11 protein-coding genes are annotated in these 14,063 nt (G+C 58.5%); 4 read left to right on the top strand and 7 right to left on the bottom strand.

Annotation, left to right across the window (positions count from 1 at the left end; genetic code table 11):
* Nucleotides 1-251 precede the first annotated feature (251 nt).
* On the top strand, nucleotides 252-887 hold the full coding sequence (locus tag ACQQ2Q_RS09160) for an invasion associated locus B family protein (protein ID WP_428186756.1): 636 nt from the start codon (nucleotides 252-254) through the stop codon (nucleotides 885-887).
* 78 nt (nucleotides 888-965) lie between these two features.
* On the opposite strand, the gene hspQ is transcribed toward ACQQ2Q_RS09160, so the two are convergent.
* Together hspQ and ACQQ2Q_RS09150 are read right to left on the bottom strand one after the other, a co-directional pair.
* Entirely contained in the window at nucleotides 966-1,295 is a 330-nt protein-coding gene (gene hspQ, locus ACQQ2Q_RS09155) for a heat shock protein HspQ (RefSeq protein WP_428186755.1), read from the bottom strand.
* Between the two features lie 84 nt (nucleotides 1,296-1,379).
* Nucleotides 1,380-2,303: a DMT family transporter gene (locus ACQQ2Q_RS09150; RefSeq protein ID WP_428186754.1), complete on the bottom strand. Its 924-nt coding sequence runs from the start codon at nucleotides 2,301-2,303 to the stop codon at nucleotides 1,380-1,382.
* A 288-nt stretch (nucleotides 2,304-2,591) separates the two neighbouring features.
* Between ACQQ2Q_RS09150 and ACQQ2Q_RS09145 the strand changes: the two genes are divergently transcribed.
* Both ACQQ2Q_RS09145 and ACQQ2Q_RS09140 read left to right on the top strand, forming a co-directional pair.
* Nucleotides 2,592-3,530: a hypothetical protein gene (locus ACQQ2Q_RS09145; RefSeq protein WP_428186753.1), complete on the top strand. Its 939-nt coding sequence runs from the start codon at nucleotides 2,592-2,594 to the stop codon at nucleotides 3,528-3,530.
* Nucleotides 3,531-3,547: 17 nt separating this feature from the next.
* The gene (locus tag ACQQ2Q_RS09140; protein WP_428186752.1) at nucleotides 3,548-4,591 is read left to right on the top strand and encodes a TAXI family TRAP transporter solute-binding subunit; all 1,044 of its coding nucleotides are present in this window, start codon (nucleotides 3,548-3,550) and stop codon (nucleotides 4,589-4,591) included.
* A gap of 110 nt (nucleotides 4,592-4,701) precedes the next feature.
* On the opposite strand, the gene glnA is transcribed toward ACQQ2Q_RS09140, so the two are convergent.
* Entirely contained in the window at nucleotides 4,702-6,111 is a 1,410-nt protein-coding gene (gene glnA / locus ACQQ2Q_RS09135; RefSeq protein WP_428186751.1) for a type I glutamate--ammonia ligase, read from the bottom strand.
* 66 nt (nucleotides 6,112-6,177) lie between these two features.
* The gene (locus ACQQ2Q_RS09130) at nucleotides 6,178-6,516 is read right to left on the bottom strand and encodes a P-II family nitrogen regulator (protein ID WP_428186750.1); all 339 of its coding nucleotides are present in this window, start codon (nucleotides 6,514-6,516) and stop codon (nucleotides 6,178-6,180) included.
* A gap of 351 nt (nucleotides 6,517-6,867) precedes the next feature.
* Here ACQQ2Q_RS09130 and ACQQ2Q_RS09125 point away from each other — a divergent pair, with 351 nt between their 5' ends.
* Nucleotides 6,868-8,361, top strand: a complete 1,494-nt coding sequence (locus tag ACQQ2Q_RS09125; RefSeq protein WP_428186749.1) for an NAD(P)H-hydrate dehydratase — start codon at nucleotides 6,868-6,870, stop codon at nucleotides 8,359-8,361.
* Nucleotides 8,362-8,406: 45 nt separating this feature from the next.
* On the opposite strand, the gene ACQQ2Q_RS09120 is transcribed toward ACQQ2Q_RS09125, so the two are convergent.
* The 3 genes from ACQQ2Q_RS09120 to uvrA all read right to left on the bottom strand — a co-directional run bounded on the left by ACQQ2Q_RS09120 (nucleotide 8,407) and on the right by uvrA (nucleotide 14,040).
* Nucleotides 8,407-10,062 (bottom strand): Na/Pi cotransporter family protein, encoded by a 1,656-nt coding sequence (locus ACQQ2Q_RS09120; protein WP_428186748.1) that lies wholly within the window; start codon nucleotides 10,060-10,062, stop codon nucleotides 8,407-8,409.
* Between the two features lie 158 nt (nucleotides 10,063-10,220).
* Nucleotides 10,221-11,024 carry a DUF72 domain-containing protein gene (locus ACQQ2Q_RS09115; RefSeq protein ID WP_428186747.1) on the bottom strand — a complete coding sequence of 268 codons (804 nt, stop codon included), beginning with the start codon at nucleotides 11,022-11,024 and terminating at the stop codon, nucleotides 10,221-10,223.
* Nucleotides 11,025-11,115: 91 nt separating this feature from the next.
* Nucleotides 11,116-14,040, bottom strand: a complete 2,925-nt coding sequence (gene uvrA / locus ACQQ2Q_RS09110) for an excinuclease ABC subunit UvrA (protein ID WP_428186746.1) — start codon at nucleotides 14,038-14,040, stop codon at nucleotides 11,116-11,118.
* Between the last annotated feature and the right edge of the window lie 23 nt (nucleotides 14,041-14,063).

Genomic DNA, 14,063 nt, shown 5'->3' with positions numbered 1-14,063 from the left:
GTTTGAATCAATTCTCGCCAAACTACCACGAAAGCAGTCAATACCAAGGCAATCGCGTGCCAATCGCCCGGTTTGGCGGACATATCCGAAAAGTAGGACTGGATATTCGCCTGCGTGCAATGTAACAGGTGTTCCCGGAAGAGGCAGGTCATGTATTTGCCTTATTTGAGATGGAGGGACTGGCCAACGACAAATCAGTGCAGTTCGCACGATGTCGATCCAGCCCCGGATTTCAGGAGACGGATTTCGTTATGATGTTCAAAGCAACAAAATCGACGCGTCTGGCGCTTTCCGCCGTCGCCCTCACAATCGGCGCGGTTTCGGCCCCAGCCATTTCCTCCGCGCAACAGGCCGCAGCCGGTCAGCCGCCGCAGGGTTGGTTCAAGACCTGCACCAAGCAGGAAGATTCCGACATCTGCATCGTGCAGAACCAGATCGTCGCGCAGAATGGTCAGCTGATCACGGCTGTGGGCGTCATCACGGTTGAAGGCAAGGTCAACCGCAAGATCCTTCAGGTCACCGTTCCGTCCGCACGTCTGATTCCTCCGGGCGTGCAGATGCAGATCGACGGCGGCAAAGGCCAGAAGCTCGATTACGCCGTATGCCTGCCCGATCGCTGCACCGCCGAGTTTCCGCTGACGGATGCGATGGTGGACAGCCTGAAGAAGGGCGGCGAAGTGGTGTTCACCTCGATCAACTTCCGCCATGCTCCGAACCCGATCAAGATTTCGCTGAGCGGCTTTACCGGCGCATTGGAAGGTCCGGCCATGACCCAGTCGCAGGCTGAAGATCGCCAGCGCCTGCTGCAGGAAGCCATGCAGAAGAAGACCGAAGAAAGCCGCAAGGCATTGGAAGACGCTCAGAAGGCGGCCAAAGAAGGCCAGTAAGCCATCGTCGATTGAAGACAGAAAAAAGGCCTGGGAAACCGGGCCTTTCTTTTTGGGAGCGTCTTTTGTCAGTCGCCCTTAATGGGCGAAGTTCATCCTGGGTTTATAATGACCACCGCTCTCGACCACGAAGATCTGGTTGATCTGCGGGTTGCGAAGCGGCATGTCGCTGTCGTCTTCTTCCAGATTTTGCTCCGAAACATAGGCGACATATTCGGTTTCTTCGTTCTCTGCCAGAAGGTGGTAGAAGGGCTGGTCCTTACTTGGACGGATCTCCAGAGGGATCGCGTTCCACCACTCTTCGCTATTGGCGAATTCCGGATCAACATCGAAAACGACACCGCGGAACGGCAAGATCTTGTGCCGGACGATGTCCCCGATACCAAATTTTGCTTTGCGCATTTTCATGATTGAACTCCTTTTCCCACAATAATTTGGGGTAGCAGGGCCCAGACATCAAGGGGGCATGCGAAAACGGTTATGCGTTGGCAACTATACCGTTGCGACGCGCCGCGCTGGCCAGGATGCAAGGACGAGGCCGCCTGTGACAAGCACGATACCGACCGCGTGATAGCGATGGAATTGTTCGCCCAGGAACAGGACCGCCATCAGTATCGAGATCGGCGGCATCAGATAGAGGGTGGTTCCGGCCATGGCGGGGCCGAATATGCGCACCGAATGCTGGAAACATAAAAAGGCTGCCAGCGAGGCAAACAGAATGATTCCGGCCAGTTTGGTCCAGTCGGAAACGCTGTCGGGCATGAGCCCGCCCGACAGGAGCTCATAGAGGGCTGCAGGAAACAGGACGACGGCTCCGGCAAGGGCAAGCATACCGAACAATGGCAGCGATTTCATCGCGGCAATGGCCGGTCGTCTGAGGGTCAGCGAATAAAGCGCAAAGGAGACGGCGGCCACCAGAATGCCCAGATCGCCGATATTGAACCGTATCGCGATCAGCGTTTCCCATGAACCCTTGAAAACAATCGCCCCGACGCCTGCAAAGGCAATCGCCATGCCGGACAGTTCGCGCAGGCTGATCCGGCGACCCTGCAGCAGCCACTGCAACAGGATGATATAGAGCGAGGAGGTGGTGTAGATCAGTGTGCCGTTGGAGGCGGTGGTCATGGTGAGCGCCCAATAGACGAAGCCACCGCAAATGCCCATTCCCAGAAATCCGAGCCAGAGCCAGAGGCCGGTATGGGATTTGACGAAAGCTATGCAGGCGCGACGGTCGGCATAGACGAAAGGACACATGATCAGTGCCGAACCGAACCAACGGATAAAGGCCGTGGTAAAGGGCGCAATGTCACCCGTAATGCCACGGCCAAATATGAGATTGGTGGAGAAGAATACCGGCGCCAGAATAAACAGCACCCAATCGAACAGCCTCGGCTTTTCGTTGCCTTGCGGACCCATGATAAAACGACCAGATTAAAGACGCAGCGTGCCGGATGGCAGAGCGGAATCGAGAGCATTATGGTAGACGCCGTTGACCGCTCTGAACAGTGCGCATGCCGCCTATGTCACAACTATCACTCGTCCCGGGATTTCTTGTAAGGGCTGTCTTTTCACGTTATCCCTTTGTCCGAAAACGAGATTCAGCGCGGCTCGCGATTTCTTCGCAAGTGACTGATGAGAACATGGAGACGCAGGGTATTGGCTAGCCAGTGGGGCAGGGAGACTATCGGACCATCGAGAGGCGGTATGCGCGCGCCTGTTGTGATCCTGGCCTGCCTGATTTTTGCTACTCTCGGTTTCCTCGGCGGTTATGCCACATTGCGCCTGACGCAGCCTGATCGGGCGGCCGAGCTTGCGGCAGCCCGAACGGAACTCGAAGGCGTCAAGCAGCAGCGAGACGTGCTGCAAAGCCAGCTGGATGATGCCGGCAAGCTGCAGCCGGGCGCGACAGTGCCTGCCGATAGCACCAGTCCCGCCGTCGACAGGCTTAATGCGCAAACGGCGCGGCAAGCAGAAGATCTGGACCGCATGACGGACAATCTTGCGGCGCTTAGCGAAGAGCGCCGCGCGCTGAAACAACAGATCGAGGCACTGAAAGCCGATAGAGCTGCCGATACCGACCGGCAACAAAGCAGCATTTCTGAAGCCAATGCCGAAGTCGAGCGGCTGACCGGTGAACTTTCTCACCTGAACGACACGGTCGTGCCGGAATTGATGCAGGCCCGCGAAAGCCTCCAGCAGCGCATCAAGGTGTTGGAGACCGAACGCGACGACATGGGCCGCAAGGTAGAGGCGTTGACGAGCGAGAATGCCGAGACCTCCGATCAGGTCATGCGTCTAGAGAGCCAGCTTGATGAGGCCCAGCAATCCCTGACAAAGGCGAAGGATGCTCTGGCGGCGAAGGACGGTGCGGTCGAAGACGTTCAGCCGGATGCTTTAATCGAATTGTCGGAAACGCCGCCGCCACCACAACCGGATGCGCTCACCCCGCGAAGCCGCAGTGCTGTGGAAGTGGCCATTGGCGCATCCTCCAGTTTGCGAACGCTCTCCGGTTCAGAGCGCCGAGAATTAACCGACCGGCTCGTTGCCGGGGAATGTGTGACAACATCGCTTGGAGCCGTTTTCGACCGGGTTCCCGTCGTTGCCTTGCGAGATCTGATCAGCACGCTAAGGAGCGGTTGCTGACGAGAGGAGATAGCCCCGTGAAACCGATCGCCAAAATACTCTGTGGCCTTGCCGTTGGGCTTTGCGCTGTGATGCCATCGGCCGCCCAAAGTCAGGCTGCCGAATTCGAGCGCAATATCATGACGGGCGGTCCGACCGGGACCTATATCCGCATTGGCCGCGATATCGCATCGCTTGGTGCCGAATGCGGGCTGACACTCAACGTTGTGGAAACCGCAGGTTCGCTGGAAAATTTCGTCGGCGTGCGCAACCGACGCAATACCCAGTTCGGGATCGTACAAAGCGATGTTTTGGAATATCTGAAAACCTTTGAGGCCAACGATGCAGAGGTCCAGGATGCAGTTCGCGGCGTGCGGATCATGTTTCCCCTCTATAACGAGGAGGTGCACATTCTGGCGAAAACCGGGATTGCCGATATCAGGGATCTGGCCGGCAAAAAAGTCGCGGTCGGCGTCAAGGATAGCGGCACCTATCTGACGGCATCGCTGATCCTCGATATCCTCCAGGTCAAGGATGCCGACCGTATCGCCATCAATCCCGATCAGGCTCTGCCGAAGTTGCAGTCGGGCGAAATAGACGCGTTCTTCTATGTTGCCGGTGCGCCTGCGTCGCTGTTTGCCAAGGCCCATATCGACCCGTCGAAATTCCATCTTCTGCCGATCACCGATACGCCGCTTCTGGCCACTTATACCAAGGCGGAAATCCCCGCCGGTACCTATCCGTTCCAGAAGGATGCTGTCGATCTGGTGGCGGTGAAGGCTGTCTTGATGACCTTCGACTATGACCCTAAGCGCAACGCCTATCATCGGCAAAGTTGCTCGACCGTGTCGGATTTCTCCAACCTGATCCTCAACGGTCTCGACACGCTGAAGGAGACCGGCCATCCGAAATGGTCCTCTGTCGATCTGACGGCACTGCCACCCGGCTGGCAGGTTGGAAGCTGCGTGAAAGCTGGCCTGGCGCTCAACTATGCTCCGCAATGTGTGAAGGCAAAAACGTCAGCGCCGTCCGATGGCAACGAAGAATACCTCAACCTGCTAAAGCAACGGTTGAAGAACTGACGCCATCTATATGTTATAGTGTATAAAAAAATCCGGCAGGCCCATTCGGCTTGCCGGATTTTTATGTTTTCCGGCTGCGGTCCACGACGGCGGGCCGCAGCCTTGATGCATCAGACGGAATAGTACATGTCGAATTCGACCGGATGCGGGGTCATTTCGTAACGCATGACTTCCTGCATCTTCAGTTCGATGAAGGCATCGATCTGGTCGTCGTCGAACACGCCGCCGGCGGTCAGGAACTTGCGATCCTTGTCGAGGCTTTCCAGCGCTTCGCGCAGGGAACCGCAGACGGTCGGGATCTTCTTCAGTTCCTTTGGCGGCAGGTCGTAGAGATCCTTGTCCATGGCCTTGCCGGGATGGATCTTGTTCTTGATGCCGTCGAGGCCGGCCATCAGCATGGCGGCAAAGGCGAGGTAAGGGTTGGCGGTCGGATCCGGGAAGCGGATTTCAACGCGCTTGGCCTTCGGGTTGGAGCCGAAGGGAATACGGCAGGAGGCCGAACGGTTGCGGGCGGAATAGGCCAGCAGAACCGGTGCTTCGTAACCCGGAACCAGACGCTTGTAGGAGTTGGTCGACGGGTTGGAGAACGCGTTGATGGCCTTGGCATGCTTGATGATACCGCCGATGTAATAGAGGCAGCTTTCCGACAGGCCGGCATATTCGTCACCAGCGAAAGTCGGCTTGCCGTCCTTCCAGATCGACATATGCACATGCATACCCGAGCCGTTGTCGCCGAAGACCGGCTTTGGCATGAAGGTTGCGGTCTTGCCATAGGCATTGGCAACCTGATGCACAACGTATTTGTAGATCTGCATCTTGTCGGCATTGCGCACGAGGGCGTCGAACTTGATACCCAGTTCGTGCTGGGCAGCAGCCACTTCGTGGTGATGCTTTTCAACGGTAACGCCCATTTCCTGCAGAACGGTCAGCATTTCCGACCGCATGTCCTGGCAGCTGTCGACCGGAGGAACCGGGAAGTAGCCACCCTTGACGCGCGGACGGTGACCGAGGTTGCCGGTCTCATAATCGGTGTCGTCGTTGGACGGCAGCTCGGTCGAGTCGAGCTTGAAGCCTGTGTTGTAGGGGTCGGCCTTGTACTTGACGTCGTCAAAGACGAAGAACTCGGCTTCCGGACCTACGAAAATGGTATCGCCGATACCCGATGCCTTCAGATAGGCTTCAGCCTTCTTGGCCGTACCACGTGGGTCACGGTTGTAGGATTCGCCGGAGATCGGATCGAGAATGTCGCACACGACAACCATGGTCGACTGGGCGAAGAACGGATCCATATGGACGGTATCCGTATCTGGCATCAGCACCATGTCGGACTCGTTGATCGCCTTCCAGCCGCCGATCGAAGAGCCATCGAACATGACGCCATCGGTAAACATGTCTTCGTCGACGCAGGTTACGTCCATCGTGACATGCTGCAGCTTTCCTCTTGGATCGGTGAAGCGCAGGTCGACAAACTTTACGTCGTTGTCCTTGATCTGCTTCATAATGTCTTGTGCGGTCGTCATTTATCCAATTCCTTGTGTGTGATGACGATTAGAATGGCCTGTCCCTCCCGGAGAGGCTCAGGTCGTTTAGATGGCGTCAACGCCCGTTTCACCGGTACGGATACGAACGACTTCCTCCACATTGGATACGAAAATCTTTCCATCCCCGATGCGACCGGTCTGCGCCGCGTTGCGGATTGCGTCTATGACGGCCTCCACGTTATCGTCCGCAAGGACGACCTCAACTTTAACCTTCGGCAGAAAGTCCACCACATATTCCGCGCCGCGATAGAGCTCGGTATGGCCTTTCTGTCGACCGAAGCCCTTGGCTTCGGTTACAGTGATCCCCTGCAAACCGACTTCCTGAAGGGCTTCCTTCACTTCGTCGAGCTTGAAAGGCTTTATGATCGCTTCGATCTTTTTCATGAGAAAATATCTCTCCGCTTCCTCATCGTCATCAACACTTGCGGGCTCATGCCCGCCCGCACACGATGATGCATGTAACGTGCCAAATTGTAATGGGGATTCGGTCCAAATTACCTCTTCCTCACTCCGCTGGAGCAAACCTCGCTTAATGGCGCGGAAAAATCCAGCCGATCTTGCCTAAAAATTGTCGTTTGCAACGGAAATCACAGGAGAATGATCCAACAGCGATCACCGAGGCCGTTCCTTGCACCACATATTATGTTTAGGAAATAGGCAAGTGCATGTTTTTTATCGCGTAAGGGAAAAGTTTGGCGCTGTCGTCTGTCACGATAATTTGCTTTGATGGGTTTCATGAACGAAGATCGCCTGCACATTTTGCTCACACCTCCTGAAATGGCGGATGCCGATCGGGCAGCGGCACATTCGGGGATCGATAGCTATCGCCTGATGGAGGCCGCAGGGCAGGCAGTGGCAGCGTCGGCCTTGAAGCACTATCCGCAGGCTCAGCGCTTCGTGGTGCTCTGCGGCCCGGGCAATAATGGCGGCGACGGGTATGTCGCCGCGCGCGCGCTTTCGCAATCGGGCGCCGCGACAGAGGTCTTCGCACTGGGCGACCCACTCAGGCTAAAAGGCGATGCCGCATCAGCGCGCGATCGCTGGCATTTGCCGATCGACAGCCTTGCGGTGTGGTCGCCTCGCGCGGGAGACGTGGTGATAGACGCCCTGTTCGGGGCGGGTTTGGCGCGCGCCGTACCGGCAGAGGTGATTGCGGCCATTGCGCAAACCGCGGCCATGGGCCTGCCGGTTATCGCGGTCGATCTGCCGTCAGGACTGGACGGTCGGACGGGGCAGGTGCTGGGCGCGGCGTTCGAGGCCAGACACACGGTCACCTTCATGGCGCGAAAGCCCGGCCATCTGCTGCTGCCTGGTCGCACGCTCTGCGGGAGCGTTGAAGTCTTCGATATCGGCATCCCCTGGCGGATCGTCAAAGCCTGCGCCGGAACGGTGGCGGAAAATGCCCCTGTGTTCTGGCGCACTCAGCTGCGACAGAGCAAAGCCGGGCAGCACAAGTTTTCCCGCGGGCATCTGGGGGTGTTTTCCGGAGGTCCAAGTGCCACAGGTGCCGCGCGCATGAGTGCGATTGCGGGATTGAAGGCCGGGGCAGGGCTGGTGACAATCGCAGCGCCTCGTGATGCCATGGACGCCAATGCGGCTCATCTGACAGCGGTGATGCTGCAGGAGGTGACGGATCTCCCAGCCCTTGAAGACTGGATTTCAGACAAGCGGCTCAGCGCCTTCGTTCTTGGTCCGGGATTTGGTATCGGGGACCGGGCTCGCGACTTCGCGCTGGCACTCAAGGCACGCAGTCTTGTGCTGGACGCCGATGGGATATCGAGCTTCAGGGACGCGCCGGAGGCTCTGTTCGATGCCTTTTCCCATGGGGAACAGCGGCTCGTGCTGACGCCGCATGAAGGCGAGTTTGGCCGTCTCTTCCCCGATCTCGCCGGCGATGACGCGCTGGGCAAAGTCGACAAGGCGATCATGGCCGCCCGCCGCGCCAATGCGGCGGTGGTCTACAAGGGGGGCGACAGCGTGATTGCGTCGCCGGACGGGCGAGCGCTGATCAATACCAATGCGCCGCCGTGGCTTGCCACAGCCGGATCGGGCGATGTTCTGTCCGGCATCATTGGTGCATTTCTGGCGCAGGGCATGCCTGCGTTCGAAGCGGCCGCAGCTGGTGTGTGGCTGCATGGTGAGGCGGCCAAGAGGGCGGGAGAGGGCATGACGGCAGAAGATCTGGTCTCCGCCGTATTGCCATTCCAACGCTCCGCAGAGGACGATTAGCGCCGGGGCGCAACGTGTGACCGGGCCTGCCCCGGATAGCCGGCATCAGAGGAGGCGGCTGTGGCGCAACATGCCTTCGCCTTCCAGCACCGGATAGGCGATGGCCACCACAAGTGAGTTGATTTCCTTGAGGTCGCGCATGGTATCGATATGCAGCGAACTTGAATCATAGCTTGCCAGATTTCCATCCCTCAGACGCTGCATGTGCTGTTCTTCACTCTGGCGTACCATCTCGCGAACCACTTCCTTGCGCACGACCAGTTGGCGGGCGTGTTCAACATCGCGGTTGATGAGCAGATTGAAGGCGAGGTGGGCATTCTTGACCACCTCATTGTGCATGGCGCAAAGCTCTGCCCAGCCTTCAGCGGAGAACATGACATTGCGATCATGCTTCTTGCGGGCGCGGGCGAGCATGTTCTGGGCGATGATGTCGGCTGCCTGCTCGATCTTGATGGTGGTGCTCAACAGCGTCTGCGATTGCTGTGCGGTCAAAGGATCCTGCGAGCCTTCGGATATCCGAGCGAGATAGAACTTGATGTCGCGGTGAATGTGATCGATCTCGTCATCGAGTTCGGCAATGCGCCGCATGCGGCTTTCATCATATGTATCAAACAGATCGAAGATGCGCCCCAGCATAACTTCGGTCTTTTCGCACAGCGCCAGCACTTCACGCGTGGCATTGTTGACGGCCTGACGGGGCTCCTTGACGTCATCCGGATTGAGCGAAGACAAGCGGGCTTCGTGGGCCAATCCGTTATCCGAGGGCGCGGGCCTTGCCATGACGTTCCGCAAAACCCGATCGACCAGGCCGCAAAGCAGAAGCCCGCCGACAAGGACCAGGGCGTTTATGTAGAGATGGGTCAAAACGACGGCATCGCCCGGATGTTCAGCGATGAGCTTCGTATCCAGAGGATAGGCGATCTGGATGGCCAGGGCTGCGATCGTGCCCAGACCGCGAATGACAACATTGCCCATCGGCACAACACGCGCGGCAGCTTCGGCATTGCGCGTCAGCATGGCCGCAATCACGGCAGCGCCAAAATTGGCGCCGAGCACCAGAGGGATGATCAAAACCGGGGTGACGAGATGCCGGTCTGCCAGCGAGGCAAACAGAAGAATGGTGGCCACACTGGAATGAAACGCCCAGGCCAGCAGGGCCGCCAGCAAGAAGGCCGTGATCCAGTCTCTCGACAGATAATTGATGATGACCGGCAGGATCTCGCTGGTCTTGAGCGGATCCGAGGCTTCTCCGATCAGGCGCAAGGACAAAAGCAGCAGGCCAAGGCCGAAGGCAATGCGCCCGAGCTGGCGCCAGTCGCGTGCCTCGGACGCACGGAACATCACGGTGCCCGCCAGCAGCAGCAACGGAATCAGAAGCGAGAGATCATAGCGCAGGATACGGGCAACGAAGGCCGAACCGAGATCGGCACCGAGCAAGGTCGCAATGCCGATGGCGGAGCTGACATAACCGCCTGCCACGAAGGACGAGAGGATCAAGGCGACAGCGGTTGCGCTTTGTAACACAACCGCAAAGACGAAACCGGCCGCGGCGGCAGAGACGCGATTGCCAAGGGCCGTGCGCAGCTTGTCCTTCAGTATCGTCCCATAGGCACGCTCGACGCCCGTCCGCACCATACGCGTCGCCCACAGCAAAAGGGCAACGGCCCCGGCCAGATTGATGAAGACGACGATGCCCGACATTGATGATCCCTGAACAGAAAGATGCGCGGGCTGGACAAACCAGTCCGCGACAGACGTAAAATTTCAAGCTTTTGCAATGGATGTGCGCAGCGCTACGACCGAACCTAGCCCAGATTCGCCATTGTCACAATTTGACGATGAAAAGTTGCACCGCAAACTTAGGCCACAAGCGATTGCAGCTCTCTTGCCCCATTGGGCGCATTGATCTTGCCGCCCGTGATGAAGAAGGCGAAGACATCGCGCGGCGTCTTGTCAGCGGTCCGGTCCGGAGCGATCAAAGACAGATCATCCGGCACACCGCCGGCCGCATAGGTTTCAAAGCGGTTTGCCCAGTCTTTCATGTCCGACTGCGGATAGCAGGTCGGCGTCTCGTCCGCCCCCTTTTGCAGGCGGGCATAGACGAAATCGGCGGTCACATCGGCAAACATCGGATAATCATGGTGATCGGCGCAGACGGCGGCGACATTATGTTTTGCCAGCATCTCGATGAATTGCGGCGTGCAGAAGCTCTCATGCCGCGGCTCGACAACGTGGCGCAGGGCGATTCCGTCCTGCTCTTTCGGCAAGAGCTTGAGAAAAGCCTCGAAATCCTCCGGTTCGAACTTCTTGGTCTTCATGAACTGCCACAGGATCGGGCCGAGGTGACTGCCAAGCTCGGTAATCCCCTGGGTCAGGAACTTCTCGATCGATGGACCGGCCTCGGCCAGCACCTTGCGGTTGGTGCAATAGCGGCTGGCCTTCAGCGAAAAGATGAAATCATCAGGCACTTCGGAGGCCCATTTGGCGAAGGTGGCGGGCTTCTGGCTGGAATAATAGGTGCCGTTCACCTCGATCGCGGTCAGCGCGCGGCTGGCAAATTCCAGCTGGCGCCTCTTGGCCAGTTTGTCTGGATAAAACGTGCCCTCCCAGGGCTCAAACGTCCAACCGCCGATGCCGGTGCGGATTTTGCCGGATTTGGTCATCGAAAATCTCCAGTCAGAAATCGATCAAGTATACCTAAATTCAACCTAAACCAGGCGCCGCCGCGAAAGCGGCAGGCCCATATTTTATCCCTCACTCCGCCGCTTGCACCTTCTTCATGGGCCGGCGCTCCAGAAGCTCCTTAAGGAACTGGCCGGTATAGGAGCGCTTTTCCTTGACGATGTCTTCCGGTGTGCCGGTGGCAACGATCTCACCGCCGCCGTCGCCGCCTTCGGGGCCGAAGTCGAGGATGTAATCGGCAGTCTTGATGACTTCGAGATTGTGCTCGATGACCACCACCGAATTGCCCTGGTTGACCAGCTCCTGCAGCATTTCCAGAAGCTTGGCGACGTCGTGGAAATGCAGGCCGGTGGTCGGCTCATCGAGGATGTAGAGCGTGCGACCGGTCGAGCGCTTGGAGAGCTCCTTGGCGAGCTTCACGCGCTGGGCCTCGCCGCCCGACAGCGTATTGGCCTGCTGGCCGACCTTGATATAGCCAAGACCGACATCGAACAGCGCCTGCAGCTTGTCGCGCACGGCTGGCACCGCCGAGAAGAAGTCGACACCTTCCTCAACCGTCATGTCCAGCACGTCGGCAATGGATTTGCCCTTGAAGGTAACGTCCAGCGTCTCGCGATTGTAGCGTTTGCCGTGACAGACGTCGCAGGTGACGTAGACATCCGGCAGGAAGTGCATCTCGATCTTGATGACGCCGTCGCCCTGGCAGGCTTCGCAGCGCCCGCCCTTTACGTTGAAGGAGAAGCGGCCCGGCTGATAGCCGCGTGCCTTGGCTTCCGGCAGGCCGGCGAACCAGTCGCGGATGGGTGTGAAGGCACCGGTATAGGTTGCCGGGTTGGAACGCGGGGTGCGACCGATCGGCGACTGGTTGATATCGATCACCTTGTCGATGAATTCGAAGCCCTCGATGCGGTCGTGATCGGCCGGGTTCTCACGTGCGCCCATGATGCGGCGGGCGGCGGCCTTGTAGAGTGTTTCGATCAGGAAGGTCGACTTGCCGCCACCCGACACGCCGGTCACCGAGGTGAAGACGCCCAGCGGGATTTCCGCCGTCACATTCTTCAGGTTGTTGCCGCGCGCGCCAACGATCTTGATGCGCTGCCCCTTCTTGGGCTTGCGCCGCTTGTCCGGCACCGGAACGCCCATCTCGCCGGACAGGTATTTTCCGGTCAGCGACTTGGAGTTGGCCATGATCTCCTGAGGGCTGCCCTCGGCGATGACCTGACCGCCATGGATGCCGGCGGCGGGGCCGATATCGACCACATAATCCGCCGTCAGGATGGCATCTTCGTCATGCTCGACCACAATCACCGTATTTCCGATGTCGCGCAGGTGCTTCAGCGTATCGAGAAGGCGGGCATTATCGCGCTGGTGCAGGCCGATGGAGGGTTCGTCGAGCACGTAAAGCACGCCGGTCAGGCCCGAGCCGATCTGCGAGGCCAACCGGATGCGCTGACTTTCGCCGCCCGACAGCGTGCCGGAATTGCGCGACATCGACAGATAGTCGAGGCCGACATCGTTGAGAAAGCGCAGGCGTTCGCGGATTTCCTTGAGGATGCGAACCGCGATCTCGTTCTGCTTGGCCGTCAGTTTTTCCGGCAGTGTCTCGAACCAGGCACCGGCATTCTTGATCGACATTTCCGTCACCTGGCCGATATGACGACCGTCGATCTTGACTGCCAGCGCTTCCGGCTTGAGGCGATAGCCGTTACAGGCCGGGCAGGGGGCGGCCGACATATAGCGCTCGATTTCTTCGCGTGCCCAGGCGCTGTCGGTTTCCTTCCAGCGACGCTCGAGGTTTGGCACGATGCCTTCGAATTCCTTGACCGTCTTGTAGGAACGCGCCCCATCGGCATAATTGAATTCGATCTTCTCCTTGGTGCCGTGCAAAATCGCCTTTTGCGCCGGCATCGGCAGATCGGACCATTTGCTCGACAGCTTGAAGCCGAACTCCTTGCCCAGCCCTTCCAGTGTCTGGTTGTAATAGGGCGACGAGGATTTGGCCCAGGGAGCAATGGCCCCGTCGTTCAACCGGCGCTCGGCCTCGGGCACGATCAGCGCTTCATCGATCTTCTGCTGGAAACCAAGACCGTCGCAGGTCGGGCAGGCACCGAAGGGGTTGTTGAAGGAAAACAGCCGCGGTTCGATCTCGGAAATGGTGAAGCCGGAGACCGGGCAGGCGAATTTTTCCGAAAACAGCACCCGCTCATGGGTCTCGTTCAGCGACTTGTTGGCCGAACCGCCCGCTGCCGTTTCTTCCGGCGGCAAAGGCTTGTCTGCAAATTCGGCAATCGCCAGACCGTCCGCCAGCACATGCAGGCAGGTTTCCAGGCTGTCGGCCAGGCGGCTGGCGATATCCGGACGCACCACAATGCGGTCGACCACCACGTCGATATCGTGCTTGTACTTCTTGTCGAGCGCCGGAACGTCTGCAATCTCGTAGAAGGTGCCGTCCACCTTGACGCGCTGGAAGCCCTTCTTCATCAGCTCGGCAAGTTCTTTTTTATACTCGCCCTTTCGACCGCGCACCATCGGCGCCAATATATAAAGACGCGTGCCTTCCTCGAATGCGAGGATGCGGTCGACCATCTGCGACACGGTCTGGCTCTCGATCGGCAAGCCGGTGGCCGGCGAATAGGGAATTCCGGCGCGGGCAAAGAGCAGACGCATATAGTCGTAGATCTCGGTGACAGTGCCGACCGTCGAGCGCGGATTGCGCGAGGTGGTCTTCTGCTCGATCGAGATCGCCGGCGACAACCCGTCGATCTGGTCGACATCCGGCTTTTGCATCATTTCAAGGAACTGGCGGGCATAGGCCGACAGACTTTCGACGTATCGGCGCTGACCCTCGGCGTAAATCGTGTCGAAGGCGAGCGACGATTTGCCCGAGCCGGACAAGCCGGTCATGACGATGAGGCTGTCGCGCGGCAGATCGATATCGATACCCTTGAGGTTGTGCTCACGCGCGCCGCGAATGGAAATGGTCTTCAGATCACTCATAGATAACAAGCCTGTCAGGGAGG

The organism is Agrobacterium sp. ES01, from assembly GCF_050320885.1.
GTDB lineage: Bacteria > Pseudomonadota > Alphaproteobacteria > Rhizobiales > Rhizobiaceae > Allorhizobium.
This window is presented reverse-complemented; position numbering and strand designations above follow the sequence as displayed.

Coding starts and splice junctions, on each gene's coding strand:
- ACQQ2Q_RS09125 (WP_428186749.1), top strand. CDS start 6,868: ATGAACGAAGATCGCCTGCACATTTTGCTCACACCTCCTGAAATGGCG.
- ACQQ2Q_RS09150 (WP_428186754.1), bottom strand. CDS start 2,303: ATGGGTCCGCAAGGCAACGAAAAGCCGAGGCTGTTCGATTGGGTGCTG.
- ACQQ2Q_RS09115 (WP_428186747.1), bottom strand. CDS start 11,024: ATGACCAAATCCGGCAAAATCCGCACCGGCATCGGCGGTTGGACGTTT.
- uvrA (WP_428186746.1), bottom strand. CDS start 14,040: ATGAGTGATCTGAAGACCATTTCCATTCGCGGCGCGCGTGAGCACAAC.
- ACQQ2Q_RS09120 (WP_428186748.1), bottom strand. CDS start 10,062: ATGTCGGGCATCGTCGTCTTCATCAATCTGGCCGGGGCCGTTGCCCTT.
- ACQQ2Q_RS09145 (WP_428186753.1), top strand. CDS start 2,592: ATGCGCGCGCCTGTTGTGATCCTGGCCTGCCTGATTTTTGCTACTCTC.
- hspQ (WP_428186755.1), bottom strand. CDS start 1,295: ATGAAAATGCGCAAAGCAAAATTTGGTATCGGGGACATCGTCCGGCAC.
- ACQQ2Q_RS09160 (WP_428186756.1), top strand. CDS start 252: ATGATGTTCAAAGCAACAAAATCGACGCGTCTGGCGCTTTCCGCCGTC.
- glnA (WP_428186751.1), bottom strand. CDS start 6,111: ATGACGACCGCACAAGACATTATGAAGCAGATCAAGGACAACGACGTA.
- ACQQ2Q_RS09130 (WP_428186750.1), bottom strand. CDS start 6,516: ATGAAAAAGATCGAAGCGATCATAAAGCCTTTCAAGCTCGACGAAGTG.